Below are 26,108 nucleotides of genomic sequence, written 5' to 3'. Positions count from 1 at the left end.
CCGGTGCATGAGGGCGCCATGACCAGCCAAACCGACTCGCTCCGCCGCATCGCAGCTCTCCACGAAGCCCGGCTTTTCGCCGCTCAGGACACCGGCAATTGCGGCAAGCAGGAGGCCGGTCGATGAGCGCTGCACCCGAACTGGTCCTCACCGGCGGCCTCGTGCATACGCCTTCGGGCCCGGTCCACGCCGACGTCGCGGTGCGGGACGGCAAGATTGTGGGCCTGGGCAGCTACCCGGACGCTGCGCGCCGGATCGACTGCACCGGCCTCGACGTGCTGCCCGGCGTGATCGACAGCCAGGTCCATTTCCGCGAGCCGGGGCTGGAGCACAAGGAAGATCTGGAGAGCGGCAGCCGCGCGGCGGTCATGGGCGGGATCACCGCGGTGTTTGAGATGCCCAACACCAACCCGAACACAGACACGGCCGAGCGCGTGCTCGACAAGCTGGCGCGCGGACATCACCGCATGCACTGCGACCATGCCTTCTACGTCGGCGCCACAGCGGAGAACGCCGAAGAGTTGGCCGAGCTCGAGCGCATCCCGGGCACTGCGGGGGTCAAGATCTTCATGGGCGCATCGACTGGCAGCCTGCTGGTCGCGGAGGACGCCGCGCTGGCGCGCGTGCTGGCGAGCGGCCGCCGCCGTGTGGCCATCCATGCCGAGGACGAGGCGCGGATGAACGCGCGCAAGGACATCCGTGTCGAAGGCGACCCCTCCAGCCACCCGGTCTGGCGCGACGACGAGAGCGCGATGGTGGCCACCCAGCGCATCGTCCGCCTTGCGCGGGAAGCGCGCCGGCCGATCCACGTGCTGCACATCACCACCCCGGCCGAGCTGGAGTTCCTCTCTCACCACCGCGACATTGCCACGTGCGAAGTCACCCCGCAGCACCTGACGCTGGCGGCGGAGGAGGCTTATCCGAAGCTCGGCACTTATGCGCAGATGAACCCGCCGATCCGATCCTCCGCGCACCGCGACGGGCTGTGGCACTGGCTGCAGCAGGGCGTGCCCGACGTGCTCGGCTCCGACCACGCGCCGCATACGGTCGAGGAAAAGGCCAAGACCTACCCGGCGAGCCCCAGTGGCATGCCCGGCGTGCAGACGCTGCTGCCGCTGATGCTGGACCATGTGGCGAAGGGACGCATGACGCTGGAGCGGCTGATCGACATGACCAGCGCCGGGGTGCAGCGCGTGTTCGGCCTGGTCGGCAAGGGCCGCATCGCCGCGGGGTACGATGCGGATTTCACCGTGGTGGATCGGAAGGGATCGTTCACCGTCGCCGAGGACTGGCTGGAAAGCCGCTGTGGCTGGTCGCCGTTTACCGGCATGGAACTGCAGGGCAAGGTGGTGGGCACCATCGTGCGCGGACATTTCGCCATGTGGGAAGGGCAGCTGGGCAATGCCGCGCAAGGCGAGCCGCTGCGCTTCGCGGGGGCGCTTTGACGCTCGGGTAAGCCGCGAGACTTGTTTAAGTCCGCTAGCAGCGCGCCAACGTCAAGCCGAGCCCAATGACCGCCTTGCTCGCAATAGATCCCAGCAGAATACCCCGATGGCGGCCCAGATCATCGCGAAGCTGGTGAGTTGCACCGGACGGAGCGGCTCGTGGAACACGAACAGGCCGAGTACGAACACCAGGGTCGGCGACAGGAACTGCACGAAGCCCAGCGTCGAGTAGCTCATCCGCCGCGCCGCGGTGGCAAACAGCAGCAGCGGCACGCCGGTGACCACGCCGGCAAGAGCGAGCGTGATGTCCTGCATCGTGTTTTGACCCAGCGCAACTCCGGCCTGCTGCGTGCTCTGCCAACCGATCATCGCCAGCGCTGGCACGACCAGCACCAGTGTCTCGACCGTCAAACCCGGCAGCGACTCGACCGGCGCCAGCTTCCGCACCAGGCCATAGCCGCAGAAGCTGAGCGCCAGGCCCATGCTGATCCACAAGGTGCTCACCGCGCCCCACGCGAGCACCGCGACGCCTGCCGCCGCCAGTGCTACGGCCACCCACTGCCGCGGTGACAGCTTCTCGCGCAGGAAGAGCGTGCCCGCGAGCACGTTCATCAGCGGGTTGATGTAGTATCCCAGGCTTGCCGCGAAGACGTGTCCGGTGGCGATTGCGATGACGTAGATCAGCCAATTGGTCCCGATCAGCAGCGCGCTGCCTGCAAGGAGGCCCAGCGTGCGTCGATCGGAAAGTGCCCGGCGCACCTCGCCGGATTGGCGCAGCAATGCCACGAGCGCGAAGCAGACCGGCAGCGTGAACACGATTCGCCAGCCGACGACCTCCATCGGCGGCACTGCCTTGAGCAGCCGGAAGTAGAGCGGGATCAATCCCCAGATCAGGTACGCGCCGATAGCGTGGGGGAGCCCGCTGGCGCGTTGTGAGCCAGAATGCATGGGTCTGCGCTCTAGGCAGAGGCGGGCAGCGTGACAACTCGTCGACGCCTTCAACTCAGTTCGTCGCAATCTTCGATCCTGACAGCCGCGTTGCGATCTGTTCAGATTAAGTGGCCTAAAGATGAATGCGTAAGGCGGATGATCTCCCCGGTGCCGCCGCCGACAAGGAGAATAACGATGAACACTCTGCTGAAGGTTTCCGCACTCGCCGCTGCCAGTGCCACCCTCGCAACCGCGATCCCAGCTACCGCTGCCGTTGCGTACAGCGCCCATGAGGCCGCGTTCGCCGCGCCCGGGCAGCAGACCTACAACGATCGCCGCGACTGGCGTGGCGACCGCCGGTACTCGCGCGACGACTACCGCCGCGGCTACGGCAACAGCTACCGCAACCAGGGCCGCACCTGGCGCGGTAACGATGGCCGCTACTACTGCCGTCGCGAGAATGGCACCACCGGCTTGCTGATCGGTGGCGTAGGTGGCGCCCTTCTGGGCCGCACCATCGACGGTGGCCGCGACAAGACCCTGGGCACCGTGCTCGGCGCCGCTGCCGGTGCATTGGCCGGCCGTGCCATCGATCGCAGCGACTCGCGCTGCCGCTAACCCTTTGACCGGTTTCCTCGTGCGGACGGCGACGCGCGAGGGAACGGTCCGGTAACCGCGGCCTCACATCCGTCGCGGACCGGGCCGGGGGGGCGCTTCCCATCCTGCGGGAGCGCCCTCCTTTGCATGTCTGGAGTGCACGTGCTCGCTCGCGCCTTTCGGCATTCACGTCTCCGCAGCCGACCTTCCCGGATCGGGACGGCCGGAGGATTAACTACGCTTCTCAACTCGTCGTTAACGATTGCCGCACAAGGCTAACGGCTCATTAAGCACGCTGGGGAAAGTCTCCAAGATGTTGAGCCGCGCCCGTTACGTCATCACCGCCCGACCTATCCTGAACGGCAGCGCCGCGGCGATGCTGGTTCTGCTCGCCGCTTGCGGGTCGAAGCAAGATGCTCCGGTCCCCGTCGAGAGCGACCCGGCAGTAACGGGCGCGCTTGGCGAGCAGATCATGGTCGATCCCAACATGTCCGGCAACAACGGCGCTGCGGTGGCGGCAAACGGTGGCGCGATAGAGCTGCCCGCACAACAGCGATCGCCCGAAGCGGCGGCGGCAGCGCGGGAAGAGGCGATGCTGCAAGCCGGCGGCACGCTGAAGTCCGCGCCTGCACCCAAGCCCGGCGCGGCGTCCTCTCTGGTGGAGAACGCCGCCACGGCAGCGCAAGTCGCCCAGGAGGCCAAGGCTGCCACGACCGACTGCACGCAAAAGGCGCAGTATTCCGCGACATGGGCAGCGAAGTTGCCCAAGGACCTGCCGGTCTACCCGCGCGGCGCGGTCCAGGAAGCGGCCGGAACCGATGCCGACGGCTGCCACTTGCGCGTGGTAAACTTCGTCAGCCCAGTCGCCCCGAAGGATGTGGTGGACTTCTACTACACCAAGGCGACGGCAGCAGGGTACGGTGCGGATTACCGAATGGACGGCTCCGACCATGTGCTCGGCGGGCGCAAAGGCGGTCAGTCATACCTGGTCTACGCGCGCAAGCAGGGGAACGGACTGACGGAGGTGGACCTGATCGCCAGCGGTGGGTGAGCCGTCTAGATCCTCCCCTGCAAGGGGAGGTGGCAGACGCGGAGCGGCTGACGGAGGGGTGTCACCGCTGGCGTAGTACCCGGACGATAGGGTTACACCCCTCCGTCACGCTCCGCGCGCGCCACCTCCCCTTGCAGGGGAGGATCTCAGATCACTTAAGCCCCACGCCGATCACCGCGCGCGGCTGCTCCATCTCACCCGAGGCAACCGGATAGGCGCAGTAATCCGCAGCGTAGTACCCGGTCGGACGATGATTGCCGGACAGACCGGTGCCGCCCACCGGTCCCGCGTGAGAAGGCGCAATCGTCGGCCGATTCCAATTGACGATCCCGGCGCGGACGCTGCCCCAGAAGCGATTGTACTCCTGCGGTGTGCCGCCCACCAAGGCCGCGACCAAGCCGAAGCGCGTCGCATTGGCCTCGGCAATCGCCTCGTCGAAGTCGCTGACGCGCACCACTTGGAGGATCGGGCCGAACAGCTCGACGTCGGGTTTCTCGACCATGGCGGTCACATCGATGATCGCGGGCGAAAGGAACGGCAGCGATTCGTCGGGTCGGACCAAGTGCTTGATCGCGCGCCCGCCGTGACTGAGCAGATAGAGGAAACTTTCGGTGAGCCCGTCGGCGGCCATGTTGTCGATGACCGGGCCCATGAACGGAGCCGGATCGTCGAACGGTGCGCCGAAGATGATGCGATCCGCCAGCGCCTTCACCTCGGCGAGCAGCGGCTCGTACATCGAATCCTTGACGATCAGGCGGCGCGCCGCGGTGCAGCGCTGCCCGGCCGAGGCAAAGGCGGACTGCACGACAAGCGCCGCGGCGTCGGTCAGCTTGGGCGTATCCCACACCACCAGCGGATTGTTGCCGCTCATCTCGAGCGTCACCAGCTTGTCCGGCCGCGCCGCCAGCTTGCGGTTGATGGAGATGCCGATGTTGGCGGAGCCGGTGAACAGCACGCCATCGATGCCATCGTGCGCAACCAGCTTCTGGCCCTCGGCAGGACCGCCCTGGCAGACCTGCATGATGGCGGCCGAGATGCCAGCACGGTGAAAGCATCGGGCGAGCAGTTCGCTGGTCCCGGGGGTCTTCTCGCTCGGCTTGAAGATCACGGTGTTGCCCGCGATCAGGGCCGGGATGATATGCGCGTTGGGCAAGTGCGCAGGCAGGTTGAAGGGGCCGAGCACCACCAGCACGCCATGCGGCTTGTGGCGCACTGCCATGGTGCCCTGCAGCGCGCTGTCCAGCTTGCGCTGGGCGGTTCGCTCGGCATAGGCGCGGATCGAGATTTCGACCTTCACCAGCACGCTCTCGACTTCGGCGTTGGCCTCCCACATCGGCTTGCCGGTTTCGCGCGCGATGGTCGTGGCAAGGCTCTCCGCATCCTTGCGCACTTCGTTGGCGAAGCGGCGGACCAGCTCCATGCGGGTGGATAGCGGCTGCGCGGCCCACGCCGGCGCGGCGCGGCGCGCGCGCTCGACCACGTCCTCGACATCGCCAACGGGACCTCGCCAGACCTCCGCCCCAGTCGCTGGCTCATACGACACGAGTTCGGGCACCGAGGCGGCGCGAGGGAAGGACCCCGTGCTCTGCGCGGGCGCGTCTCGGGTCGAAAGGCGTTCCATTAGGGTTGATGTTCCGTTTCGTGCCGCCAGTTTGCGAGCGCGCCGCTATGCCACGGGGAGTCCTACCGGGTTATGAACGACGTCCTCGTTAACCCTGCACGTCGAGGTAGCAGGCAGGCACTCGCTTGCGGATCGTGCGCTCTTTGGCGATAACGGGTCAGGTGCCCGCCGATCAAGCCGGGCGACAGATCGAAGGCGCCGCTGGAAATGACGCGTTACCAGGATCGGTTCTGGTCCAGCCGGGACGGATTGAAGCTGCATTACCGGGATTACGCCGGCGGCGACGCCGTGCCGATCGATGGGCGGCCGCCGATCTTGTGTCTGCATGGCCTCACCCGCAACGCGCGTGACTTCGAGGCGCTGGCGGAACGGCTCTCGCCCGAGTGGCGCGTGATCTGCCCCGAACTGCGCGGCCGTGGCGAGAGCGAGTATGCGCGCGAAAGCGCCAGCTACAAGCCGCAGCAGTATGTCGAAGACGTCACGCTGCTGCTCGACGAATTGGGGATCGAGCGTTTCGTGGCCGTCGGCACTTCGCTGGGCGGGCTGATGACGATGCTGTTCGCCGCGATGACCCCGGAACGGATCGCGGGGGCCGTGCTCAACGATGTCGGCCCTTATCTGGAGCCGAGCGGGCTGGAATTCATCAAGAGCTATGTCGGGCAGGGGCGCAGCTTCCCCACCTGGGTCCACGCCGCGCGCGGGCTGGAGGAAATGCATGGCGCCGCGCACCCGGGCAAGGACCTGCCATTCTGGATCGCCGCGGCGAAGCGGGTGATGACGCTGGGCAGCAATGCACGCATCGTCTTCGATTACGACATGAAGATCGCCGAGCCCTTCGCGCAGCTCGACCCTGCGGCCGAACAGTACGACATGTGGCCCGCTTTGGACGCGCTGCGAGACAAGCCGGTGCTGATCCTGAGGGGCGCCTTGTCGGACTTGCTCAGCACGACGACGCTCGACCGGATGCTGGAGCGTCTGCCCGGGGCTGAGGCGGTGACCATTCCCGACGTCGGCCATCCGCCGACGCTGAGCGAGCCGGGGTCTGAGGCCGCCATCGATCGCCTGCTGGCACGCGTCGCCTGAGCCGGCCTTTGCGGATCCTCCATCTCCATTCCAGCTTCGATCGCGGAGGCAAGGAGCTGCGCGCGGCGCGGCTGATGAATGCGTTCGGGTCTGGCGTCACGCACCACGTCGTCTCCGCGGTGCCGGGCGCGCTCGCCGCCGCCTCGGCGATCGAGCGAGGCATCGATGTCGCCTATCCTGAAGACTTCCCGAGCCTTTCGGGCCGGCCCACGCCGACGCGGCTGCAGCGCCTGGCTGCGGCGATGCGTGGGTATGACCTGGTGCTCACCTACAATTGGGGCGCGATGGACGCGGTCATGGCGCACACCGTGTTCCGCGACCTCCTAAAGCTGCCGCCGCTGGTTCACCACGAGGACGGTTTCAACGAGGACGAGGCGGAGCGGCTCAAACCCACGCGCAACTGGTACCGTCGCCTGGCACTCGGGCGCGTGGCGGCGCTGGTTGTGCCCTCGAGGCTGCTGGAGGCGGTGGCGCTCGGGCCTTGGCAGCAACCACGCGGCCGTGTCCACCTGATCCCCAACGGCATCGCGCTCGGAACTTATGCGAAGAAGCCCAAGGCCGACGCTCTCCCGCGCATCGTCAAACGCCCGGGCGAGCTGTGGGTCGGCACGCTGGCCGGCTTGCGCACAGTGAAGAACCTGCCGCGGCTGGTGCGCGCCTTTGCCGGGCTGCCGTCCGAATGGCAGCTGGTGATCCTGGGCGACGGGCCGGAGAAAGGCGCGATCAAGGCGCAAGCGCTTAGCTGCGGCGTTGCCGATCGCGTGCACTTGCCAGGCTTCGCACCAGATCCGAGCAAGGCTGTCGGCCTGTTCGACGTCTTCGCGCTGTCTTCGGACTCCGAGCAGTTTCCGATCTCGATGGTCGAGGCGATGGCGGCGGGCCTGCCGGTCGCCTCGCCCGCGGTGGGCGACGTGGCCGAGATGGTCGCGCCCGAGAACCGGCCGTTGATCTGTGCGCCGGGCAACGATGCGGCTTTGGCGGGGGTGCTCGGGCAGCTAGCCGCCGATGCAGGGCTGCGGACGCGGGTAGGGGCGGCGAACCGGGCTCATGCCTTGGCCCATTATGATGAGGCGGCGATGATTGGGTCGTATCGGAGCGTCTATGCGCGTGCCATGGGTCGGGCCGAGTTCCCCTGAGCCGGAAGCAGGCCAGCGGCTCCTTCGGTTTAGCCGACGCCATTCACCCACGCTTCACCCGAGCCGCAGCAAAGACGATGGACGTTGAATTGCGCCGCTCATCCGCTAAACAGCGCCGCTGACCTATCAAGTACCCAGAAAGCGCTAAGCTCTTGGCCGTTCCTCCGCAGAATTCGGTGACCAATGCTGCCGCCGCTCGCCGACAGGCCGAGCAGAGCGGCGTGTTCATGCGCGAAGTCGACGATGCGCTGCGCCAGGATCAGGTCGAGACCTTCCTGCGTCGCTACGGCAAGCCGCTGCTGGCCGTCATCGTGGTCGGGCTGCTGGCCTTCGCCGGCTATCTCTACTGGCAGCACCGCCAGAAGGCCGAGTCTGCCGCCGCGTCCGAGCAGCTGATCCTCGCACTCGACGACCTTGATGCCGGGAACGCCGCTGCCGCGCAGACCAAGCTGGCGCCGTTGACGCAGGGTGATGCGGGTCATGCCGCGCTCGCGCAACTGGCGCAGGCGGGCATCGCGCTCGACAAGGGGCGGACCGACGAGGCCGCGAACCTGTATTCCAAGGTCGCGCAGAACGGCGATGTCGCGCAGCCCTTGCGCGATCTGGCGACCGTGCGCGAAGTCGCCGCAGGGTTCGACAAGCTGCCGCCGCAGACCGTGATCGATCGCCTGTCGGCCTTGGCGCAGCCCGGCAACCCGTGGTTCGGCGTGGCCGGAGAGCTGGTCGGCGGCGCTTACCTGAAGCAGGGCAAGCCCAAGCAGGCCGGCCCTCTTTTCGCCAGAATCGCAAAGGACAAGACCCAGCCCGAAGGCCTGCGCGCACGCGTGCGGCAGATGGCGGGGCAACTCGGCTATGACGCTATCGACGATGTCGTGAGCGCGTCGGGTGAAGATGGTGCGTCCTCAGGTGCAGTTGCACCGGGCGCCGGGGGAGAATGAACTTGGCTCGTAAGCCTGACCACATGACGACGCGCAAGCTGGCGCCGGTCCTGCTCCTCGCTCTGGCGCTGGGCGTGTCGGGTTGCGGCATTCTCAAGGGCAAGGGCGGTCCCAAGACGCCCACCGTAGGTGATCGCGTGCCGATCCTCTCGCGCATCGAGTCGGGGGCCAAGGTCGATCCGGCGCTCGCCGGCGTATCGGTGATCCTGCCGCCTGCCGAAGCGAACACCGAGTGGGCGCAAGCCGGCGGTCCGGCCAACAAGGCTTCGGGCCACCTGGCGCTCGGCGCCTCGCCGACCCGCATCTGGACCGCTCAAGTGGCCGGCGCCACCAATAAGCGCCGCCTGGCTGCCTCGCCCGTGGTGGGTGACGGCCGGGTGTACGTCATGGACACCAGCGGCGTCGTCAACGCCTTCAACGCCGACACCGGCGCCAAGGTGTGGAGCAAGAACTTCGACGTTGGCGGTGACAGCAAGGCGATCTTCGGCGGCGGCGTCAGCTACGATTCGGGCAACGTCTACGTCACCACCGGCATCGGCGAAGTCGCGGCGCTGGGCGCGGCCGACGGGGCCGAGAAGTGGAAGGTCAAGCCTGCGGGCCCGCTGCGCGGCGCACCGACGATCGGCTTCGAGGCCGTCTACGTGATGACGCAGGACAACCAGATCGTCGCGCTCAACGCGGCGGACGGCAAGCAGTTGTGGAACGAATCGGCCTCGACCGCGCAATCGGGCGTGTTCGGCGTCGCTGCGCCGGCGGCCGGGCAGGGCACCGTCGTCGCCGGCTACTCCTCGGGTGAACTGGTTGCCTACCGCTACGAGAACGGCCGCCAGCTGTGGTCCGACGCGCTGGCGCGCACCTCGATCTCCACCGAAGTGGGCAGCCTGACCGACGTCGATGCCGACCCGATCATCGATCGGGGCCGCGTGTTCGCGCTGGGCCAGGGCGGTCGCATGGCGGCTTACGAGCTCGTCACCGGCCAGCGCATCTGGGAACTGAACCTCGCCGGTATCTCGACTCCCGCAGTAGCCGGAGACTGGGTGTTCACGCTGACCGATCACGCGCAGCTGCTCGCCATCGCGCGGACCACCGGCAAGGTGCGCTGGATGAATCAGCTGATGCGCTATCGCAAGGAGAAGAAGCGCAAGGGGCCGGTGTTCTGGGTCGGCCCGGTGCTCGCGGGCAATCGCCTGTGGGTGGCCAACTCGCGCGGCGAACTGGCTTATGCCGATCCGTCCGAGGGCACGCTGACGCCCTATGCCGAGCTCAAGGACTCGATCAGCCTGGCGCCGGTCGTTGCCAACCAGACGCTGTACCTGCTCGATGATGGCGGTCGGATCACGGCGTATCGTTGATCCAAGATCCTCCCTGCAAGGGGAGGATCTCTCGTCATTTCACCACCCTTAACCTTTGCGCGCTAAGCGGGTCGCCATGAGCAGCGCCCCGCAACGCCCGCAAAGCGACGTCTCCGCCGCCGTCGGCCTGGTCGGAGTGGCGGGGCTGTTCTGCTGGATCGCGATTTGCCGCAATTGGGCGAGTGTCGCCGAGGCGCTCGGCATCCCTGGTCCGCGTATGCCCATGGCTGGACCCAACGCCGCGGTCGCGACGCTGCTGTTCACCGCATTGCCGATGGTCGCATGGTCGCTGCTGGTGGACAAAGTCCATCGCCGGCCTTCCACCGGCATCGACTGGAGCCTGCGCGGCGCCTGGCGCGAGACGTTCGACGTATCGATCACCAAGCTCGCCGGCTACTGGGCAACCTGGGCTGCGATCGGCTTCTCCTATTGCCTGGGCCGCTGGTACTGGGACGGGCAGTACCTCTTCGCCATGGATGTGATCGGCACGTTCGCCGTGCCGATGTTCGTGCTTTCGGTTCCCTACGTCCTGTGGCTCGATCGCAAGCTGGTGGACCCACGGGACGCCACCTGGCACTTCGGTGCGATGCTGGTCGGTCGCGAGGACTGGGACCGCGCGCAAGTCGCCAAGCACTGGCGCGCCTGGATCATCAAGGGGTTCTTCGGAGCCTTCATGATCTCGATTCTGCCGCCCGGTTTCGCGATCGTCGTCAACGCCGACTTCGCGGCCATCGCGCACGATCCGGTGAGGCTGGTGCAGACCCTGATCGAGACCCTATTCCTGATCGACGTGCAGATCGGGACTGTCGGCTACCTCCTGACTTTCCGCCCGCTGGACGCCCATATCCGCAGCGGCAATCCACTCCTCGCCGGATGGGTAGCGGCCCTGATGTGCTATCCGCCGTTCGTCTGGGGCACGATGGGACGGGCGGACGTGCTGGGCTACCAGGCGGCGACCGCGGACTGGGCGCATTGGCTTGCGGGCAGCGCGCCCTTGCTGTGGGCCTGGGGGGCACTGCTGGTGTTCCTCACCGGGGTTTACGCCTGGGCGACCTTCGCGTTCGGCATCCGCTTCTCGAATTTGACGTATCGTGGCGTGCTGACGAACGGGCCTTACCGGTTCACGCGCCATCCGGCGTACTTGTCCAAGAACCTGTTCTGGTGGTGCTCGACGATGCCGTTCTTGGTCACCAACGGCTCGCTGACCGACATGGTGCGCAACACGGTGATGCTGGGCGTGGTGAGCGCGATCTACTACTGGCGCGCACGCACGGAAGAGGCGCACTTGCTCGCCGAAGACGCCAAGTATCGCGCGTATCATGCCTGGATGGCCGACAATGCGCCGATCACGCGGACGATCGCGGCCGTTGTCCGCCTGCTGCGGCCGAGGGCGGCAATGCCGCACCCTGCCGAGTAGCTTCGCTCGCGCATTTCATCCCGGATATGGGCTTTGTTTCAGCAGCCCTGCAAGGTGGGCAGCGTTGGAAGCCACCATCTTGGCTGTCTTGGTGACCATCTCCGGGGTTTCCTTCAGATCCTGAAAATCCTGAGATCCCATCGCCTCGCCCACCCAATAGCAGGCAGCCACCGCGGGGATCGTCCAGCCCACATCGTTGAGCGCCTGGAACAGCTGCGCGCTTGAGAAGTGCGCGCCATCCTCGTTGCCGACGATCGCCGCGACCGCGACTTTTCCGTAGCTGGGCATGCGGCCATGGTCGTCGGTTTCCGACAGGAACGCGTCCATCCGCTCCAGCACGCGCTTCGCCACGCTGCCGATCTGCCCCATCCAGATCGGGCCGCCAAAGATCAGGATGTCGTGTTCGAGAATCTTGTGGCGCAGCGCCGGCCAGTCGTCCCCATCGCCTTCATCCGAGGTGACGCCTGGCTTGATGTCGAGCGCGGCGATCCGGACGGTCTCGGTGATCTCGACGTCTGTTTCGGCGAGCGCTTGCGCTAGCACGGCGATCATCGAATCCGTGGATGAGGGCTGCGATGTATCCGCCTTGAGCGTGCAGTTGAGTGCTATGGCCTTGAGCGACATTGTTGTTCTCCAGCGATTTGCAGGAGAACCCATGCCGTCGTCAGATGTGCCATGCCGCCGCTACAGCTGACCTCAGGGGCAGGGGCAGGCGGAGAAACTCAGAACCGCTCTTCGTAGACCCGGGCAATATCGCCGCCCCACTCCCCGTGGAACTTGTCGAGCAGGCGCTGTGCCGGCACTTTGCCCGACTGCGCAATCTCGGCGAGCGGCGCGAGGAAGCCGGTCTCGTCCTCGCCCATGGAGTTCAGCTTGCGCCGCGCCGCCAAGCCTGAGCGCGAGATGTTCACCACCTCGGCAGCGATGTCCTTCAGCGTCCCGCCCCCAGGCAGCGGGGCATCGAGGCCGAGCCGCGGCACTTCGTTGCGGAGGCGCTCGCGGCCGTCCATGTCCCAGTCCCTGACCAGGTCCCAAGCCGCATCGAGCGCGCCCTGGTCATAGAGCAGGCCGACCCAGAACGCCGGGAGCGCGCAGATGCGGCTCCAGGGGCCGCCGTCGGCGCCGCGCATCTCCAGGAACGACTTGAGGCGCACTTCGGGGAAGGCGGTGGAAAGATGATCGATCCAGTCGCTCATCCGCGGAAGTTCGCCTGGCAGGACCGAGAGCTCGCCGGCCATGAAGTCGCGGAACGAAAGTCCCGCTGCGTCGATGTAGCGCCCTTCGCGGAACACGAAGTACATCGGCACGTCGAGCATGTAGTCGACATAGCGCTCGTAGCCGAACCCCTGCTCGAACACGAACGGCAGCATGCCGGTGCGGTGCGAATCGGTGTCCGACCAGATGTGGCTGCGGTACGAGAGCATGCCGTTGGGCTTGCCCTCAGTGAACGGCGAATTGGCGAACAGCGCCGTCGCCAGCGGCTGCAGCGCCAGCGAAACCCGGAACTTCTGCACCATGTCTGCCTCGCTCGCATAGTCGAGGTTGACCTGGATGGTGCAGGTGCGCAGCATCATGTCGAGCCCCAGCGAGCCTACGCGCGGCATGTGCCGCAGCATGATGTCGTAGCGGCCCTTGGGCATGATCGGCAGTTCGGCGCGAGTCTTGTCCGGCCACATGCCGAGGCCGAGGAAGCCCAGTCCCAGCTTGTCGCCCACGGCCTTGACCTGTTCCAGGTGGCGGCCGGTTTCGTTGCAGGTGTCGTGCAGCGTCTCCAACGGCGCGCCTGACAGCTCGAGTTGGCCCGCAGGCTCCAGGCTGACGTTGCCGTCCGCGCCCTTCAGCGCGATGACATTGCTAGTGCCGCCAGGGCCGATCTCCTCGATCGGCTCCCAGCCGAATGCGTTGAGGCCGCTCAGCAAATCGCGAATGCCGCCGGGCTCATCGTAGGACGGTGCGCGGTGGTCTGACAGGCGATAGACCTGCTTCTCGTGCTCGGTGCCGATTCGCCAGCGCTCGCGCGGCTTTTCGCCTGCGGCCATCGGCTCGGCCAGTTGCGAAATGGACTCGATCATCGGATCGTCGCGATCCGAAACCTCACGCGTGCTCATGCGCGAGCCGTTAAGCGAGCGGCGATTGCTGCGCCAGCGAATTGTGCCAATCGCCCGCGACGGCCATCCACAAGGCGGTAGCTGCGATCGCTGCGGTTTCGCCGCGCAGGATGCGAGGCCCGAGGCCTATGGGCCGTGCTTGCGGCAGCGCGCGGATGGCCTCGCGCTCGGCGGGGTCGAAGCCGCCTTCCGGGCCGACCAGCAGCGCGGCGGGGCCGGAATGGGCGCGGAACGCCTCGGCCGCAGGGTCGCCGCCGGTCTCGTCGGCGAAGAAAAGCGCGCGGCCTTCAGGCCAGGTGCGGAGCAAGGCGTCCAGCTTGGCCGGCTCGGCCACTTCGGGCAGAGCGGTGCGGGCGCACTGCTCGGCCGCTTCGGTGACGATCGTGCGCGCGCGCTCGTCGTTAAGCTTGTCGGCGACGCCGCGTCGGGTGAGCATAGGCTGGATTCGCCGGACGCCGAGCTCGGTCGCCTTTTCGAGCACGAGATCGAAGTTCGGCTTCTTGAGCAGTGCGGCGCAGAGCCAGAAGTCAGGCACTTGCTCGCGCGGGCGGAGATGGGAGCGCAAGGCCAGGGTCAGGTCGCGCTTGTTGGCCTGGGTGACTTCAGCGGCCCACTCGCCGGTCTGGTCGTCGCACAGGATCACGGCATCGCCAGGGCCGGCGCGCATGACGCGGCTGAGGTAATGCGCTTGCGGGCCGTCGATGGTGAGTACCATGGCCTCGGCTAGCGGGCCGTCGACGAACAGGCGCGGGGCGCTACGCGGAGGCCAAGCGGGGGTGGCGGGCATGGAGGTTCCATGGAACGCAAGGTCCTCCGCTGCAAGGGGAGGTGGCAGTCCGAAGGACTGACGGAGGTTTCCACCGCTAAAGGAGTGCTTAGACGACAGGAGTTACGCCCCTCCACCACCTTGGTGATCTCCCTGCCCTTGCAGGGGAGGATCGAGGTGGCGATCTGCACGCGCTATCGCTATCCCGTCCCCATGTCCCAGATCGTCCCCGACACCCAGCACCGCGGCCTTGTCGCCGCGCTGCCGCCCACCTTGCGCGATCTTGCGCTGCTGGCGCGGTTCGATCGGCCGATCGGCTGGTGGCTGTTGTTCTGGCCGGGCGCTTGGGGCGTGCTGCTAGCTGGCGGCGAGGAGCGGTGGGGCCTGATCGCCTGGCTGCTGCTGGGCGCGATCGCCATGAGGGGTGCCGGCTGCGTCTACAACGACATCGTCGATGCCGACATCGACCGCCAGGTCGTCCGCACTGCCGCGCGGCCGGTCGCGAGCGGGCGGGTGAGCGGCAAGGCGGCCTGGATCTGGCTCCTGACGCTGTGCCTGATCGGGCTCGTGGTGCTGCTGCAACTACGTTGGCAGGCACAGCTGGTCGCGCTGGGCAGCCTGGCTCCCGTCGCAGCCTATCCCTTCATGAAGCGGATCACTTGGTGGCCGCAGGCGTGGCTTGGCCTGGTGTTCTCCTGGGCGGCACTGGTCGGCTGGGTCGAGGTGCGCGGCGCATCGAAAGATTGGGGCCTGGGTACGCTGGCGCTGCTCTATGCGGGATCGATCGCCTGGGTGGTCGGCTACGACACGATCTATGCGCTTCAGGACCGGGAGGACGATGCGCTGGTGGGGGTGCGCTCTTCGGCCCTGCGGATGGGCTCGCACGTGCGCGGCGGCGTTGCGGCGTTCTACGTGCTGGCGATCGGCTATTGGGCGGGCGCCTTCTGGTTGCTGCGACCGGACTGGCTGGCGCTTGCGGCGCTGCTGCCGATGGCGGCGCATCTGCTGTGGCAGGTCGCGACTCTGGAGCTTGCCGGGGACGGCAATGCGCTGGACCGCTTCCGCTCCAACCGCTTCGCCGGCTTGCTGATGGCGCTGGCATGCTGGGTCGTCGGGAACGCCTGACGGACGTTGCAACGCGGGGCGGGGCGAGCCGAACGAAAGGCGAGATCAGCCGACCGGCACTTTGGCACGGGCCCGTGCGTTCTTCCTGCTCAACAACAGGAGTGAGCCATGCTCGTCAAACTCGCGGCCCTTGGGGCGCTCGGCTATGCCGGATACCGTTACCTCCAGAAGAACCAGGCCACGCAGGGCGGCAACGCGGGCCAGGTGGCGCTCGCCGGCGGGCCGCTGAGCAGCCAGGCGCGCATCCAATCCGATCCCGACACGCCGCCTGCCAGCGCCACGGCTGCGGGCGATATCCTGAGCACGATGCCCTGAACTCAGGACGGCAGGAGAACCGCGATGTCGCAAGACAAGCCGAGCGACGGATCGGCCAAGCAGCCCGCCGACCCGGACGCCTTGAGCGAGCGCGTTAACGACGATGTCGGCGGCGTGCAGGGCGAGGCGCCGGACGAGCAGGCCGATGACGGCGTTGAAGCCGTGCTGCGACCCGGCGGGCCGGACTCCGAACCTGCGCCGGACGCGGGTGAGATCGAGTGGGCCGGGCAGGTCGTGAAGAAGCCGCCAGCGCCGCAAGCCTGATCTTAAGGACAATCAATTTAAGATCGGGCGCCCCTCCTCCCGTGAGGGAGGAGGTAGGCGGCACGCAGGTCCATTTCCCAGATCTCACACTCGTCGAGCGGCTTCTTTCAGAAGCCGACGCTGCGTCATGGCGTCGGGGATCGCCATCGCACTGTTGACCAGCACGTCGAGCCGGCCCTGCTCTGCACGGATGCGATCGAACACGGCGGCGATCTGCGCGTCGTCGGCAAGGTCCATCGGCGCGGCGACGCCCACACCGCCGCGGGCGTTCACTTCGGCGACGGTCCGCGCCAGCGTGCCCGGCAAGGGCTGCTGCCCCGCCGCGACCGTGCGTCCGGTGACGTAGACCGTTGCACCCTGCTCGGCGAGCGCGCAGGCCACGCCCTTGCCGATGCCGCGACTGGCGCCGGTGACCAGCGCGACCTTCCCCGACAGCGCCCCCATCAAGCTTTGCCGGCGTTGGCCGCAGCGCGCCGATTGACCAGCGGGCGCTGGTACGACGGGTCCTCCCGATTGCGTGAAGAGACGCCGTTCACCGCGATGTCGGGCACGTCGGCGAAGGGGAGCGGCATCGGCGGCGGCAGGCAGGCCCATTCGATGATGTTGGTGCGCAACGCGATCCGCCACGCGCCATCGCGCTTCTCCAGCCGGTCGATGTAGCGGCCGCCCGCAATCCATAGGCTCTCGTCCCGGTTGCGGCCGACGAACTGGTAATAGGTCTCGGTATGCGCCGTGTCGCCATCCGGATGGATGGTGGTCTGGAGCAAGGCGTGATGGGTCAGGATCTGCCCTGCCTCGTGCATCGGAATTGCCCAGTCCCAGCAATCCTGCGCGTTGCCTACGAAGGGTCCGGCTGCCATCTCGGCATCGGGCCAAAATGCGGACAAGTAAGTGTCCCGGTCGAACCGATCCATGCCGCGCGAGAAGCGGGCGAGCGCTTCCAGGATGTCCTGCTTGTCCAGCAAGGCGTCGAGCTGTGCTTCCCGGCTCATGGGCGAGTCACTTGCCACGGTAGTCGACCTCCGAAATGGGCTTCCATATGGGCGAGCCGCGCGTCGCGCGGGCTGACTGGATCACCGATCCGTCGGTGTCGGTGACGCCGTATTCCATGGCGAGCTCCGTAGTGATGAACTCCCCGCCCGAGCGCTTCATGATCTGCGGGTCGGCGGCGAGCGCGGCGACTACCCGGCCGGGATGCTCGACGGTGCTGCCGTGCATCGAGGTGATCGAGGCGGTCATCTTGTCGCCCATCCTGGCGAGATTGTCCTGCGCCTTTTCGGTCAACGTCAGGCCTTGCCAGATCGCCAGGCTGGCGACGCCGTGCGGCTCCAGTTCGATCGCCATGTCGCGCGCCATGCGGTCGACTGCGGACTTGGACGTGCCGAAGATCGTGCCGTACGTATAGGTCACCGCCGCGAAGCCACTGATCGCGACGATCAGACCCGAGCCTTGCGGCACCATGATGCGCGCCGCATGCCAGGCGGCGACGTAGTTCGATTTCACGCCCACATCCCACATCTCGAGGTTCGAGAGCGGCTTCTCCCAGAACCCCTTGGGCTCCAGCAGATCGTCGGAGAGCGTGAAGGCATTGTTGACCAGCACGTCGAGCCGGCCCTGCTCGGCACGGACTTGCTCGAACAAGGCGGCGACCGCGGCATCGTCGCCGTGATCGCAGGCGACTGCGATGCCCGTGCCGCCGCTATCGCGCCCGCGTTCGGCGCACTCGGCCGCGGTGCCGCCGACGGTGCCGGGCAAGTAGTAGTCACCCTCGCGCACGGTGCGGCCGGTGACGTAGACGGTTGCGCCCTGCTCGGCGAGGACCAGGGCGATGCCCTTGCCGATGCCGCGGCTTGCGCCCGTAACCACGGCGACCTTGCCGGCGAGCGGAGCGCTCATGCGCGCTCTCCGGCAAACCAGCGCTCGCTGAAGTCGCCCTTGGCGCGGCCGGCGAAGTGCTCGGCGGAGAAGGGGTAGCCCATCACGCCCTTCGACCAGTCGGCCGCCATTCCCCAGTCCTGCTCCCAATCGTAGAGCATGATGCGGTCGGCGATGCGCCATTCCTCACCGCGCTTCTCGAAGCTGTCGAGGTAGCGCCCGCCGATGCAAGTGTCGCGCTCGCCCCCCGCTTCCGCGCCCAGGTCCAGACGGTGATAGGAGATCGCGTGGGTCTCCGCCTTGGCGCTCGCGCCGGAGAGTTCGATATGCGTCTGGCCGATCACGTGCTGCGTGTTCTTGATCGCGTCGGCGCCCGGCGCGACCCAGGCGAGATAGGCCTCGAAGTCGCCCGCATGGACGCCGTAATCGAACTTCGCCTCGGGCCACCAGCAGGAGCGGATCAGCTTGGCGCTCCGCCGATCCTCGCCGCGAGCGAGGCGGATGACGCAGCTGCGGATCGCCTCACGGTCCAGCAGCGCCCGTAGAGTTGTTTCCATTGCGCACGCCTCTCCTTGTGTGCGGGCGTTGTGCCCTTTCTACACGGAGTAGCGCGTCGCACGTAGATCTGCTTGACCTTTTTGGACAGCCGTTCAATCCGCACCGCGCTTCACGCGACCGTGGTGGTGAACTTGTCGCAGGTCATGGACGGGCTCGAGGGCGTGGTCTGGTACAACTGGCTCAGGTCGCGGCTGGAGCGCACCGTGAATGAGGATATCGACACCAGCTTCGGCGTGCCGATGAAGCTGGCACTAACGAGCGGCAGATAATCGTACTGCACCTCGACGAACATCACCGCTTCCTTGGTGTCCAGTGCGTAGACCTCGTTGCCAGCCGGCCCCATGCCGACGGTGCGGGTTGCGCCCTGGATGCCATAGGTTGAGGTGACGTTCTTCTTGCCCAGGCACCGCTGCCAATGAATGTACTGCTGGCCGGAGCTGTTCTTCTCCAGGCTGCTGATGATGATCCGGCCGCGGTTGAACAGGTCCATCTGCGTGCCAGCCTGCAGCCCCGCGCCGATCAGCAGGTCGTCGATGTCGCTTTCGTAGACCTTGCGGTTCTGGAGCTTGGAATAATCGCCGATGCGCGAGGCGTTGTCGGCGATCTGCGCGGCGAGCTGTCCCACGCGCATGTTCATGTACGAGTAGTTGGCCAGTTCCACGCCGTATAGCCCGGCGGTGAGGAAGAACGGCATGATCAGCGCGAACTCCGTCATCGCCAGACCCGAGCGGTCCCAGCGCAGGCGGCGCAACAGGCGCGAGATGGCGCGGCAGCGGCTCAAGTGCAGTTCCTTATCGGCGGCGTCTTGATCACGTTGGTCCAAGGCTGATTGGTCAGCACCGTCTTGGAGCTGAGCGTGTAAGTGGACGGCGCGCCCAGCATGCTGGCGACCGGGAATGGGCGCGGGTAGGTGACCGTCACCAGGTAGACGACAACGTCTCGCGCGCCGCCCATCCCGACCGAGCCCTGGTCCGAGTCCCACACCGAGTTCTCGTTGACGTCCTCGAACGGCTCGCCGTTGTCGCACTTGTTGTTGTGGTTGTTGTCGTCGTAGTCCTCGGGCTTGCCGGTCGAGGAGAACGAGGGATAGGCGGTGCGCTTGAAGGTGAGCGTCGCGCTGGGCGCGATGTCCTTGACCGCCAGCGTGACGGCGTCGTCGATCGCGGTCGACTTGGACGAGGCGTTCTCCAGTGTCGAGCTGCGCGCTGCGGCCTGGATCGCGCCCTCAAGAATCGAGGAGGTGTACATGTTGTATCCCAGGTCCAGCAGTCCCAGCAGTGCGATCAGCAGGACCGGCGTCAACAACGCGAACTCCACCGCGCTGACGCCGCGCCGATCACGCCGGAGATTGCGGAGCCAGCTCACTTGATGATCCGCAAGTCGCCGATCGCAGCGGAGATCGCGGCGAAGGCATCGGCCAGCTGCGTCGCATTGGCGGCTTGGAACCAATGACCAGAACCCGCGCAGTCCTTCATCAGGTCGGTCACGTTGGTGCCGAAGCCGATCACCCACACGGTGACGTTCTTGTTCTTCACCTGATTACACGCATAGCTGAAGCGCTTTTCCACGGTTTGCGTGAGAGTGTACTTCGAGCTCGGATTCCACCGACGCTGGGACAGCGGCTCCACCCCATAGGACGTGTACGAATACTCCAGGGGAGCCGTTTCGCCGTCGGTCAGGAAGATCAGGTGGCGCATGCTGGGCCGACCGTTCACGTCGCCGTTCTCGCTGGCGAAGATGCCCGTGGGCGAGATCAGGCGTCCGCCCCAGATCATGCCGATGTCGTGGTAAGTACTGCCCGCCGCATTCAGCCCGTCAACATACGTTGCGACGTCGCTGGCGCTCATCTCGGCCAGCTTGCGCGCTTCGGCGGGGCAGGCGGCGAGACCGACCGCATTGGCCTGCGCGTAATTGCCCGTGCTGTATGCAGAGCCTGTCGTCGTCCCCTGCCAGGAACCGCTGATGCTGAGGCTGCCGTTCCAGTTCTTGGTAATCGAGAACGCGCGCAGCCACGCCGCGTCATCCAGCATCGGCTTCCACTGGGTGTCGGGCGTCCCCTTGATCGGCACCGCATCGATGTCGAGGTCGCGCGCACGGGTCAGGTCGACGTTGTTGTAATCGTCGATGACGTACGTCGCTCGCTCTTCCATGCAGCCGTCGAAAAGGACGTCGACGTCGAGCGGAGCCGAAGGCGTGCCGCCCATCTTGATCTTGATCGAGCCGCCCTTGATCAGCTTGTTGGTCTCGCCGTTCTGCAGCGGGCCGACGTTGATCGCCATGGTGTGGTATTGCCACTGTTTGCCGCTGGGGGTGCTGACCGCCTCGCGGCTCTCGTAGTTGGCTGTCTGCGCCACCCAGTTCGATTGCAGCAGCGAGCCGACGTTGACGTTTGTCGAATACGGCACGAAGCCGTAGCGGATGCGCGTGCCTTGCGTCTTGTTGCTTTCGATTGAGGCGTAAAAGTCCTTCACCGTCTGGCGTAGCACGGAGATCTTGCTGCTGCTGTCCCCGGGGTTGGTGTCGTTCATCGACCCGGTGACGTCGAGCACCATCATGATGTCGGTGTTGGCGTAGTGGAACTGCGCCGAGCAGTTCACGGACACCGGCAGGGTATCGACGCTGAACAGCTTCATTACCGAGGTCGGCACGCTCACGCTGGCCGAGCCGTTGATGGTGTAATCGGATGACAGGGTCATCGCGAAGGTCCTGCCGGTCGTGCCGTAGGCGCCATCCTGGAAATTTAGGTTGAAGAACCGCGTCCCCACCGCATTGGCGTCCGTTGGGATAATGCCCGTAGTGATGACAGTGCCGCCGATCTTCTTGCGCGTCGCCAGCACGCCGGCATCGCAGGCCTGCTGAAGTCGGGTGCGCGACAGGTATCCGCGGCTGATGTCGACGCCGCCGCCGATCACCGCCAGCATCGGGATCACCGCCGCTGCAACGATCAGGAACGTGTTGCCGCGCTGGTCCCTGCCCAGGCGCCGGAGCCAGCCCGCGATGCGGGCTGCTGAAACGGATAAGGCCACGCGAGGCATGACGAGGTGCGACTCCGGTTATGATCCAAGGTTGCTCTGCGCTCTCAGGCGTAACTGCCCGTGCAACGGCCATGGTAAATTTTCACCAACCACGATCCCGCGGGTGAGCCGCAAAGCCGCGTGTTTTCACGGGGCTAGCTGCCCCGATGGACGGGTCTTGCGTTGCTATTTTCCGGCACATACGCGAAACATGGACGGCTGACTGCCACGCCCGCATCGGGAGGTCAGCCGCAGAGGCAACGGGGTCGACACGGCAGGCATGACGGATCAAGCGCAATGGGCTGCGATCCTGGAGGGGCAACCGGCAAGCGCCCGGCTGCTGGTTGGCGTGATCCGCGCAGCGCCCGTGCCGATGTTCGTGCTGCTCGGCGAAGATCGGCGGCTGATCTACAACGATACCTACATCCCGATCCTGGGGCCGCATCATCCCAAAGCCATGGGGCGCCCGTTCTTCGAGGTGTGGCCCGAGGTCGAGAAGGCGATCGGGCCCGTCATCGACCGCGCGTTTGCCGGCAAATCCAGCTTGTACGAGGATTTACCGGTCGTCCTCCACCGGCCCGAGCCGCGCACGGCGTGGTTCACGTTCAGCTACAGCCCGGTTCGCGACGAGGATGGCGCCGTCTTCGCAGCGTTGTGCGTCTGCAGCGAGACCACCGACGCGGTTGCCGCTCGCGCCCGTCAGGAGTTCCTGATGCGCCTGGAAGCGGCGTTTCGGGACCTCGCCGAAGCCGAGGAGATCGTCTCCGCCGCGCAAGCCGCGCTGGGCACGCACTTCGGCGTGAGCCGCGTCGGCTATGGCAGCCTGGATCTGAGCGAGCGGTACTTTACCACGCAGGGCAACTGGACCGATGGTTCGGTCCCCAATTTCAACGGCACCCACGACCTTGCCGCCTTTGGCCCGGAGATCTTCGGCACGCTGCGCGCCGGCATCACGCTGAGTGTCGACGACACCCTGGCGGACGACCGTGCGGCCTCGGAGCAGGCGCGCGCCGCCTTCGCCGCGCTGGAGGTGCGCTCCGCCGCGACCGTCTCGCTGGTGAAGGGCGGGCGGCTCGTCGCGGTGCTCTACCTCCACGATCGTTCGCCACGTCGTTGGACCAAGGCTGACATCGCGTTGATCGAGGAGGTGGCCGAGCGCACCTGGTCCGCAGTCGAGCGAGCGCATGCGCAAGCCGACCTGCGGGCGCTCGCGCGGCGCCAGGCGTTCCTGCTGCGCATGGGCGACGAAGTGCGGCTGCTGTCCGATCCCGGCGCCATCCAGGAGACCGCCGCGCGCCTGCTGGGCGAGGAGCTGCATGTCGGCCGCGTCGGCTATGGCGAGATCGACGAGGCGGTCGAACACGTCACCGTCGAGCGGGATTGGCACGATGGCACCATGGGCTCGCTCGCGGGCGAGACGCGTCCGCTCGCGATCTTCGGCCCCGCCATCATCGACGCGCTGAAAGCGGGCGAGATCCTGCGCCTGCCCTCGATCGAAGCGGACCCGCTCTCGGCGCCCTACTCGGCAGGCTACGACAGCATCGGCACGAAGGCGCTGCTGGTGGTGCCGCTGATCAAGCACGGCAAGCTGACAGCGATCCTCTACCTGCACGAGGGCGAACCGCGCGCGTGGTCGGAACTGGAGGGACAGATCGCCCTCGAAGTCGCCGAGCGGACCTGGGCGGCGGTAGAACGAGCACGCGCCGAGGATGCGGTGCGCCACCTCAACGCCACGCTCGAGCAGCGCGTCGACGAGGTCCTGGCCGAGCGCAAGCTGTTCGCCGACATCGTCGCCGACACCGACGCGCCCATCCAGATGGTCGATACGGAGCTGCGCTTCCTCGCGATCAACGCCGCGGCGCAGGAGGACTACGAAAATATCTTCGGCGCGCGGCCCCAAGTGGGCGATGGCCTGCCCAACTTCATCAGTTCGGTCCCCGAGGAGCGCGCCGCGGCTTTGGGGGTATGGCACCGTGCCTTGAGCGGCGAATCCTTCGAACAGCTCGCCTGGTGGGGCGAGGGCGCGAGTGCGCAGCTTTACGAGATGCGCTTCCGCCCGGTTCGGGACGGCGAGGGTGAGGTGACCGCCGCCTACCTCATCGGACGCGACATCACCGAGCTCCATCGCGAGCAGGAGCGGCTGGCCGCGGCCGAGGACCAGCTGCGCCAGTCGCAGAAGATGGAGGCGATCGGCCAGCTGACCGGCGGCGTCGCGCACGATTTCAACAACCTGCTGACCCCGATCATCGGCAGCCTAGACATGCTCCAGCGCAAGCAGCTGGGTGGTGAGCGCGAGCAGCGGCTGATCGCGGGTGCCAGCCAGTCCGCCGAACGCGCCAAGGTGTTGGTGCAACGCCTGCTCGCCTTTGCGCGCCGTCAGCCGCTGCAGACCACGGCGGTCGATCTGGCCGAGCTGGTGCGCGGCATGGCCGACCTGATCGCGAGCACGGCGGGGCCGCAGATCAAGGTGGCGGTGGAGATCGCCGCGGACCTCGCCCGTGCGCGCGCCGACGGCAACCAGCTGGAAATGGCGCTCCTCAACCTGGCCGTGAACGCGCGCGATGCGATGCCCGATGGCGGCACCTTGCGCATCAGCGCCGAGCCGGCTCCCGCTGCAGCGGTACGAGCGCTCGGACTACCGGCGGGCGACTACTTGCGGCTCTCGGTTGCCGACACCGGCGAAGGCATGGACGAGGCGACTGCGGCCCGCGCGATCGAGCCGTTCTTCTCCACCAAGGGCCTGGGCAAGGGGACCGGGCTTGGCTTGTCGATGGTCCACGGCCTGGCGCTGCAGCTCGGCGGTGCCATGACCATCGAGAGCCGGCCAGGCCTCGGCACCAACGTGCGCCTGTGGCTGCCGGTCTGCGTGGACGAGGATGCCAGCGACGGCACCGCCCAAGCGCTCGCCGCCGGTCCGGCCGGCAGCGGCACTGCGCTGCTGGTCGACGACGAGGAACTGGTGCGCATGAGCACGGCCGAGATGCTCGCCGACTTGGGCTACGCCGTCACCGAGGCATCTAGCGGGGAGGAAGCGCTGCAACGCGTGCGCGAAGGCTTGCGCCCGCGCGTGCTCGTGACCGATCACCTGATGCCGGGGATGAGCGGCACGCAGCTTGCCCGCGACGTGCTTGCTGCCGCGCCCGACACGCGCGTGCTGGTGGTCTCGGGCTATGCCGCGTTGGAGGATATCGCGCCCGATTTGCCGCGCCTCGCCAAGCCGTTCCGCAGCGAAGACCTGGCCGCGGCGCTGGACGGCGCGATGGCGTCCGCGCAGATGCTGAACTGACCCGTCAGTCCACCAGCCGCTTCAGCGTTCCGCCCAGCGGCGCGGGCATGAAGCTGTCGCCGTAGGGCCAATCGAGGAACCCGAGCGAGGCAATGGTGCCGCCGTCAATGTGCAGTGTGGTGCCGGTGATCGCACGGGCGAGATCGCTGACCAGGAACAGCACGCCGTTCATCACGTCCTCGATCGACGGCGCGCGCTTTTGCGGCACGTAGAGCTCGATCGACTTGGCCAGCGCATCCGCGCCCAGTTCCGCGAGGCGCTCGTAGTCCTGCGGCGCGAGCGCGGCGTTGGATGCGCGGGCGAGGGTGGTGTCGGTGGCGACGCAGTTCACGCGGATCTGCTCGGCGCCCAATTCCACCGCCAGTGCGCGGCTGAAGTTGGTCGTCGCGGCCTTGGCGCCGGCGTAGACCGCGTAAGTCGCAGCGCCGCGATGTGCCTCGATCGTGGTGAAGTTGACGATCGCTCCGCCATTGCCGCTCGCGCGCAACAGCGGCAGCGCGCGATGGCAGCTGTCGACCACGTAGCCGTAGTTCAGCCGTATGTCGCGGGCATGATCCTCGCGCATGGTCTTGTCGAACAGGCTGCGACGCACGCCTCCCGCCATGTTGATCAGGATGTCGGCACGGCCGATGTCTGCCTGCAGCATGTCGTAGAACGCGTCGAGCGAGGCAGGGTCCGCCACGTCCGCGTAATGAGCTTCGACCGTGCCCCCGAGCGCTTCCGCCTCGTCACCGATCGCGGCGATGCCCTCGCGGTCGTTGTCGCAACAGATCACTCGCACGCCCGCCTGCGCCAGCGCGAGCGAGGCGCCACGCCCCAGGTGGCCGGCCGCACCGCCCACGACGATGGCGATCTTTCCGGCGAGTGCGCGATGCGCTCCGAGCAATCCCATGGCCTCTCCTCTTGCCGCCCGCCCTGTTTGATCGAGGCGAGTCGGGAGCGCTCTTGTGCACATTATTGAGCGACTGCTCAAATCGCGATAGGACATCGCTACCCGGCGCGCCGGCGCCTCTCCGATGGGCGCCTTCGTGACATGGGCAACGTGGGTGAGATGCATGGATAATCACAGCTTCGCAGGCCTGTTCACGCCGTTCCAGCTCGGCAAGTTCACGCTGCCCAACCGCTTCGTGTTCCCGCCGATGGGCCTGGAAGTCTGCGAAGGCGGCGTGCCCGGCGACGATGCGGCCGAATACTACGCCCGCCGCGCGCAAGGGGGCGCCAGCCTGG

At 66.9% G+C, this 26,108-nt stretch carries 25 protein-coding genes and 1 pseudogene; 13 read left to right on the top strand and 13 right to left on the bottom strand.

What is annotated here, in order from left to right; translation table 11 throughout:
* The first annotated feature begins 122 nt into the window (after nucleotides 1-122).
* Nucleotides 123-1,445, top strand: coding sequence for a dihydroorotase (locus GV044_RS16750; RefSeq protein ID WP_159872981.1), 1,323 nt, complete (start codon nucleotides 123-125; stop codon nucleotides 1,443-1,445).
* Between the two features lie 51 nt (nucleotides 1,446-1,496).
* Here the strand turns inward: GV044_RS16750 and rarD are convergent, their stop codons facing one another.
* On the bottom strand, nucleotides 1,497-2,393 hold the full coding sequence (rarD, locus tag GV044_RS16745) for an EamA family transporter RarD (protein WP_159872979.1): 897 nt from the start codon (nucleotides 2,391-2,393) through the stop codon (nucleotides 1,497-1,499).
* A 177-nt stretch (nucleotides 2,394-2,570) separates the two neighbouring features.
* Here rarD and GV044_RS16740 point away from each other — a divergent pair, with 177 nt between their 5' ends.
* Both GV044_RS16740 and GV044_RS16735 read left to right on the top strand, forming a co-directional pair.
* Nucleotides 2,571-2,993 (top strand): glycine zipper 2TM domain-containing protein, encoded by a 423-nt coding sequence (locus GV044_RS16740; protein WP_159872977.1) that lies wholly within the window; start codon nucleotides 2,571-2,573, stop codon nucleotides 2,991-2,993.
* Between the two features lie 292 nt (nucleotides 2,994-3,285).
* The gene (locus GV044_RS16735; protein WP_236555047.1) at nucleotides 3,286-4,023 is read left to right on the top strand and encodes a hypothetical protein; all 738 of its coding nucleotides are present in this window, start codon (nucleotides 3,286-3,288) and stop codon (nucleotides 4,021-4,023) included.
* A gap of 151 nt (nucleotides 4,024-4,174) precedes the next feature.
* Here the strand turns inward: GV044_RS16735 and GV044_RS16730 are convergent, their stop codons facing one another.
* A complete protein-coding gene (locus tag GV044_RS16730; RefSeq protein WP_159872975.1) occupies nucleotides 4,175-5,644 on the bottom strand; it encodes a succinylglutamate-semialdehyde dehydrogenase in 1,470 nt (489 codons plus the stop codon).
* Between the two features lie 207 nt (nucleotides 5,645-5,851).
* On the opposite strand from GV044_RS16730, the gene GV044_RS16725 reads away from it, so the two are divergent.
* The 5 genes from GV044_RS16725 to GV044_RS16705 all read left to right on the top strand — a co-directional run bounded on the left by GV044_RS16725 (nucleotide 5,852) and on the right by GV044_RS16705 (nucleotide 11,570).
* Nucleotides 5,852-6,727, top strand: a complete 876-nt coding sequence (locus GV044_RS16725; protein ID WP_159872973.1) for an alpha/beta fold hydrolase — start codon at nucleotides 5,852-5,854, stop codon at nucleotides 6,725-6,727.
* 8 nt (nucleotides 6,728-6,735) lie between these two features.
* A complete protein-coding gene (locus tag GV044_RS16720; protein WP_236555046.1) occupies nucleotides 6,736-7,863 on the top strand; it encodes a glycosyltransferase in 1,128 nt (375 codons plus the stop codon).
* Between the two features lie 176 nt (nucleotides 7,864-8,039).
* Nucleotides 8,040-8,801: a tetratricopeptide repeat protein gene (locus GV044_RS16715; protein ID WP_236555045.1), complete on the top strand. Its 762-nt coding sequence runs from the start codon at nucleotides 8,040-8,042 to the stop codon at nucleotides 8,799-8,801.
* A complete protein-coding gene (locus GV044_RS16710; RefSeq protein ID WP_236555044.1) occupies nucleotides 8,798-10,153 on the top strand; it encodes a PQQ-binding-like beta-propeller repeat protein in 1,356 nt (451 codons plus the stop codon). Before GV044_RS16715 ends, GV044_RS16710 begins: the two co-directional genes overlap by 4 nt.
* 76 nt (nucleotides 10,154-10,229) lie before the next feature.
* The gene (locus GV044_RS16705) at nucleotides 10,230-11,570 is read left to right on the top strand and encodes an isoprenylcysteine carboxylmethyltransferase family protein (RefSeq protein ID WP_159872969.1); all 1,341 of its coding nucleotides are present in this window, start codon (nucleotides 10,230-10,232) and stop codon (nucleotides 11,568-11,570) included.
* 15 nt (nucleotides 11,571-11,585) lie between these two features.
* Here GV044_RS16705 and GV044_RS16700 read toward each other — a convergent pair whose 3' ends face one another.
* The 3 genes from GV044_RS16700 to GV044_RS16690 form a co-directional block, all read right to left on the bottom strand.
* Nucleotides 11,586-12,194, bottom strand: coding sequence for a flavodoxin family protein (locus GV044_RS16700; RefSeq protein ID WP_159872967.1), 609 nt, complete (start codon nucleotides 12,192-12,194; stop codon nucleotides 11,586-11,588).
* A 98-nt stretch (nucleotides 12,195-12,292) separates the two neighbouring features.
* Nucleotides 12,293-13,678: a glutamate--cysteine ligase gene (locus tag GV044_RS16695; RefSeq protein WP_159872965.1), complete on the bottom strand. Its 1,386-nt coding sequence runs from the start codon at nucleotides 13,676-13,678 to the stop codon at nucleotides 12,293-12,295.
* A 10-nt stretch (nucleotides 13,679-13,688) separates the two neighbouring features.
* Nucleotides 13,689-14,465 carry a 16S rRNA (uracil(1498)-N(3))-methyltransferase gene (locus GV044_RS16690; RefSeq protein ID WP_159872963.1) on the bottom strand — a complete coding sequence of 259 codons (777 nt, stop codon included), beginning with the start codon at nucleotides 14,463-14,465 and terminating at the stop codon, nucleotides 13,689-13,691.
* A 192-nt stretch (nucleotides 14,466-14,657) separates the two neighbouring features.
* Here GV044_RS16690 and ubiA point away from each other — a divergent pair, with 192 nt between their 5' ends.
* The 3 genes from ubiA (at nucleotide 14,658) to GV044_RS16675 (ending at nucleotide 16,148) form a co-directional block, all read left to right on the top strand.
* The gene (gene ubiA / locus GV044_RS16685; RefSeq protein ID WP_159872961.1) at nucleotides 14,658-15,569 is read left to right on the top strand and encodes a 4-hydroxybenzoate octaprenyltransferase; all 912 of its coding nucleotides are present in this window, start codon (nucleotides 14,658-14,660) and stop codon (nucleotides 15,567-15,569) included.
* Between the two features lie 108 nt (nucleotides 15,570-15,677).
* The gene (locus tag GV044_RS16680; RefSeq protein WP_159872959.1) at nucleotides 15,678-15,884 is read left to right on the top strand and encodes a hypothetical protein; all 207 of its coding nucleotides are present in this window, start codon (nucleotides 15,678-15,680) and stop codon (nucleotides 15,882-15,884) included.
* Between the two features lie 24 nt (nucleotides 15,885-15,908).
* Nucleotides 15,909-16,148, top strand: coding sequence for a hypothetical protein (locus GV044_RS16675; RefSeq protein ID WP_159872957.1), 240 nt, complete (start codon nucleotides 15,909-15,911; stop codon nucleotides 16,146-16,148).
* Between the two features lie 84 nt (nucleotides 16,149-16,232).
* Here GV044_RS16675 and GV044_RS16670 read toward each other — a convergent pair whose 3' ends face one another.
* From GV044_RS16670 to GV044_RS16640, 7 genes are all read right to left on the bottom strand, one after another.
* Complete coding sequence (locus tag GV044_RS16670; RefSeq protein WP_159873741.1) at nucleotides 16,233-16,592, bottom strand: SDR family NAD(P)-dependent oxidoreductase; 360 nt, start codon at nucleotides 16,590-16,592, stop codon at nucleotides 16,233-16,235.
* Entirely contained in the window at nucleotides 16,592-17,140 is a 549-nt protein-coding gene (locus tag GV044_RS16665; RefSeq protein WP_159872955.1) for a nuclear transport factor 2 family protein, read from the bottom strand. Before GV044_RS16665 ends, GV044_RS16670 begins: the two co-directional genes overlap by 1 nt.
* A 7-nt stretch (nucleotides 17,141-17,147) precedes the next feature.
* A complete protein-coding gene (locus tag GV044_RS16660; RefSeq protein ID WP_159872953.1) occupies nucleotides 17,148-18,044 on the bottom strand; it encodes an SDR family NAD(P)-dependent oxidoreductase in 897 nt (298 codons plus the stop codon).
* Entirely contained in the window at nucleotides 18,041-18,580 is a 540-nt protein-coding gene (locus GV044_RS16655) for a nuclear transport factor 2 family protein (RefSeq protein ID WP_159872951.1), read from the bottom strand. Before GV044_RS16655 ends, GV044_RS16660 begins: the two co-directional genes overlap by 4 nt.
* Before the next feature lie 110 nt (nucleotides 18,581-18,690).
* Nucleotides 18,691-19,362, bottom strand: a complete 672-nt coding sequence (locus GV044_RS16650; RefSeq protein ID WP_159872949.1) for a TadE/TadG family type IV pilus assembly protein — start codon at nucleotides 19,360-19,362, stop codon at nucleotides 18,691-18,693.
* Entirely contained in the window at nucleotides 19,359-19,946 is a 588-nt protein-coding gene (locus tag GV044_RS16645; RefSeq protein WP_159872947.1) for a TadE/TadG family type IV pilus assembly protein, read from the bottom strand. The genes GV044_RS16650 and GV044_RS16645 overlap by 4 nt, the downstream gene beginning before the upstream one ends.
* Nucleotides 19,943-21,607, bottom strand: a complete 1,665-nt coding sequence (locus tag GV044_RS16640; RefSeq protein ID WP_159872945.1) for a pilus assembly protein — start codon at nucleotides 21,605-21,607, stop codon at nucleotides 19,943-19,945. Before GV044_RS16640 ends, GV044_RS16645 begins: the two co-directional genes overlap by 4 nt.
* 268 nt (nucleotides 21,608-21,875) lie before the next feature.
* Between GV044_RS16640 and GV044_RS16635 the strand changes: the two genes are divergently transcribed.
* Complete coding sequence (locus GV044_RS16635; RefSeq protein ID WP_159872943.1) at nucleotides 21,876-24,881, top strand: GAF domain-containing protein; 3,006 nt, start codon at nucleotides 21,876-21,878, stop codon at nucleotides 24,879-24,881.
* A 4-nt stretch (nucleotides 24,882-24,885) separates the two neighbouring features.
* Here the strand turns inward: GV044_RS16635 and GV044_RS16630 are convergent, their stop codons facing one another.
* On the bottom strand, nucleotides 24,886-25,773 hold the full coding sequence (locus GV044_RS16630) for an SDR family NAD(P)-dependent oxidoreductase (protein ID WP_159872941.1): 888 nt from the start codon (nucleotides 25,771-25,773) through the stop codon (nucleotides 24,886-24,888).
* Between the two features lie 124 nt (nucleotides 25,774-25,897).
* Between GV044_RS16630 and GV044_RS22605 the strand changes: the two are divergent.
* A pseudogene (locus GV044_RS22605) lies at nucleotides 25,898-26,108 on the top strand (hypothetical protein); the annotation flags it as partial.

This window comes from Novosphingobium sp. 9U (genome assembly GCF_902506425.1).
In the GTDB taxonomy this organism is placed as follows: Bacteria; Pseudomonadota; Alphaproteobacteria; order Sphingomonadales; family Sphingomonadaceae; genus Novosphingobium.
The sequence above is the reverse complement of the archived record's forward strand: the minus strand, read 5'-3'. Positions and strand labels throughout refer to the sequence as shown.

What these genes read in the sequence shown, in the direction of transcription:
- GV044_RS16750 (WP_159872981.1), top strand. Translation starts at nt 123, where the DNA reads ATGAGCGCTGCACCCGAACTGGTCCTCACCGGCGGCCTCGTGCATACG.
- rarD (WP_159872979.1), bottom strand. Translation starts at nt 2,393, where the DNA reads ATGCATTCTGGCTCACAACGCGCCAGCGGGCTCCCCCACGCTATCGGC.
- GV044_RS16740 (WP_159872977.1), top strand. Translation starts at nt 2,571, where the DNA reads ATGAACACTCTGCTGAAGGTTTCCGCACTCGCCGCTGCCAGTGCCACC.
- GV044_RS16735 (WP_236555047.1), top strand. Translation starts at nt 3,286, where the DNA reads ATGTTGAGCCGCGCCCGTTACGTCATCACCGCCCGACCTATCCTGAAC.
- GV044_RS16730 (WP_159872975.1), bottom strand. Translation starts at nt 5,644, where the DNA reads ATGGAACGCCTTTCGACCCGAGACGCGCCCGCGCAGAGCACGGGGTCC.
- GV044_RS16725 (WP_159872973.1), top strand. Translation starts at nt 5,852, where the DNA reads ATGACGCGTTACCAGGATCGGTTCTGGTCCAGCCGGGACGGATTGAAG.
- GV044_RS16710 (WP_236555044.1), top strand. Translation starts at nt 8,798, where the DNA reads ATGAACTTGGCTCGTAAGCCTGACCACATGACGACGCGCAAGCTGGCG.
- GV044_RS16705 (WP_159872969.1), top strand. Translation starts at nt 10,230, where the DNA reads ATGAGCAGCGCCCCGCAACGCCCGCAAAGCGACGTCTCCGCCGCCGTC.
- GV044_RS16700 (WP_159872967.1), bottom strand. Translation starts at nt 12,194, where the DNA reads ATGTCGCTCAAGGCCATAGCACTCAACTGCACGCTCAAGGCGGATACA.
- GV044_RS16695 (WP_159872965.1), bottom strand. Translation starts at nt 13,678, where the DNA reads ATGAGCACGCGTGAGGTTTCGGATCGCGACGATCCGATGATCGAGTCC.
- GV044_RS16690 (WP_159872963.1), bottom strand. Translation starts at nt 14,465, where the DNA reads ATGCCCGCCACCCCCGCTTGGCCTCCGCGTAGCGCCCCGCGCCTGTTC.
- ubiA (WP_159872961.1), top strand. Translation starts at nt 14,658, where the DNA reads ATGTCCCAGATCGTCCCCGACACCCAGCACCGCGGCCTTGTCGCCGCG.
- GV044_RS16680 (WP_159872959.1), top strand. Translation starts at nt 15,678, where the DNA reads ATGCTCGTCAAACTCGCGGCCCTTGGGGCGCTCGGCTATGCCGGATAC.
- GV044_RS16675 (WP_159872957.1), top strand. Translation starts at nt 15,909, where the DNA reads ATGTCGCAAGACAAGCCGAGCGACGGATCGGCCAAGCAGCCCGCCGAC.
- GV044_RS16670 (WP_159873741.1), bottom strand. Translation starts at nt 16,592, where the DNA reads ATGGGGGCGCTGTCGGGGAAGGTCGCGCTGGTCACCGGCGCCAGTCGC.
- GV044_RS16665 (WP_159872955.1), bottom strand. Translation starts at nt 17,140, where the DNA reads ATGAGCCGGGAAGCACAGCTCGACGCCTTGCTGGACAAGCAGGACATC.
- GV044_RS16660 (WP_159872953.1), bottom strand. Translation starts at nt 18,044, where the DNA reads ATGAGCGCTCCGCTCGCCGGCAAGGTCGCCGTGGTTACGGGCGCAAGC.
- GV044_RS16655 (WP_159872951.1), bottom strand. Translation starts at nt 18,580, where the DNA reads ATGGAAACAACTCTACGGGCGCTGCTGGACCGTGAGGCGATCCGCAGC.
- GV044_RS16635 (WP_159872943.1), top strand. Translation starts at nt 21,876, where the DNA reads ATGACGGATCAAGCGCAATGGGCTGCGATCCTGGAGGGGCAACCGGCA.
- GV044_RS16630 (WP_159872941.1), bottom strand. Translation starts at nt 25,773, where the DNA reads ATGGGATTGCTCGGAGCGCATCGCGCACTCGCCGGAAAGATCGCCATC.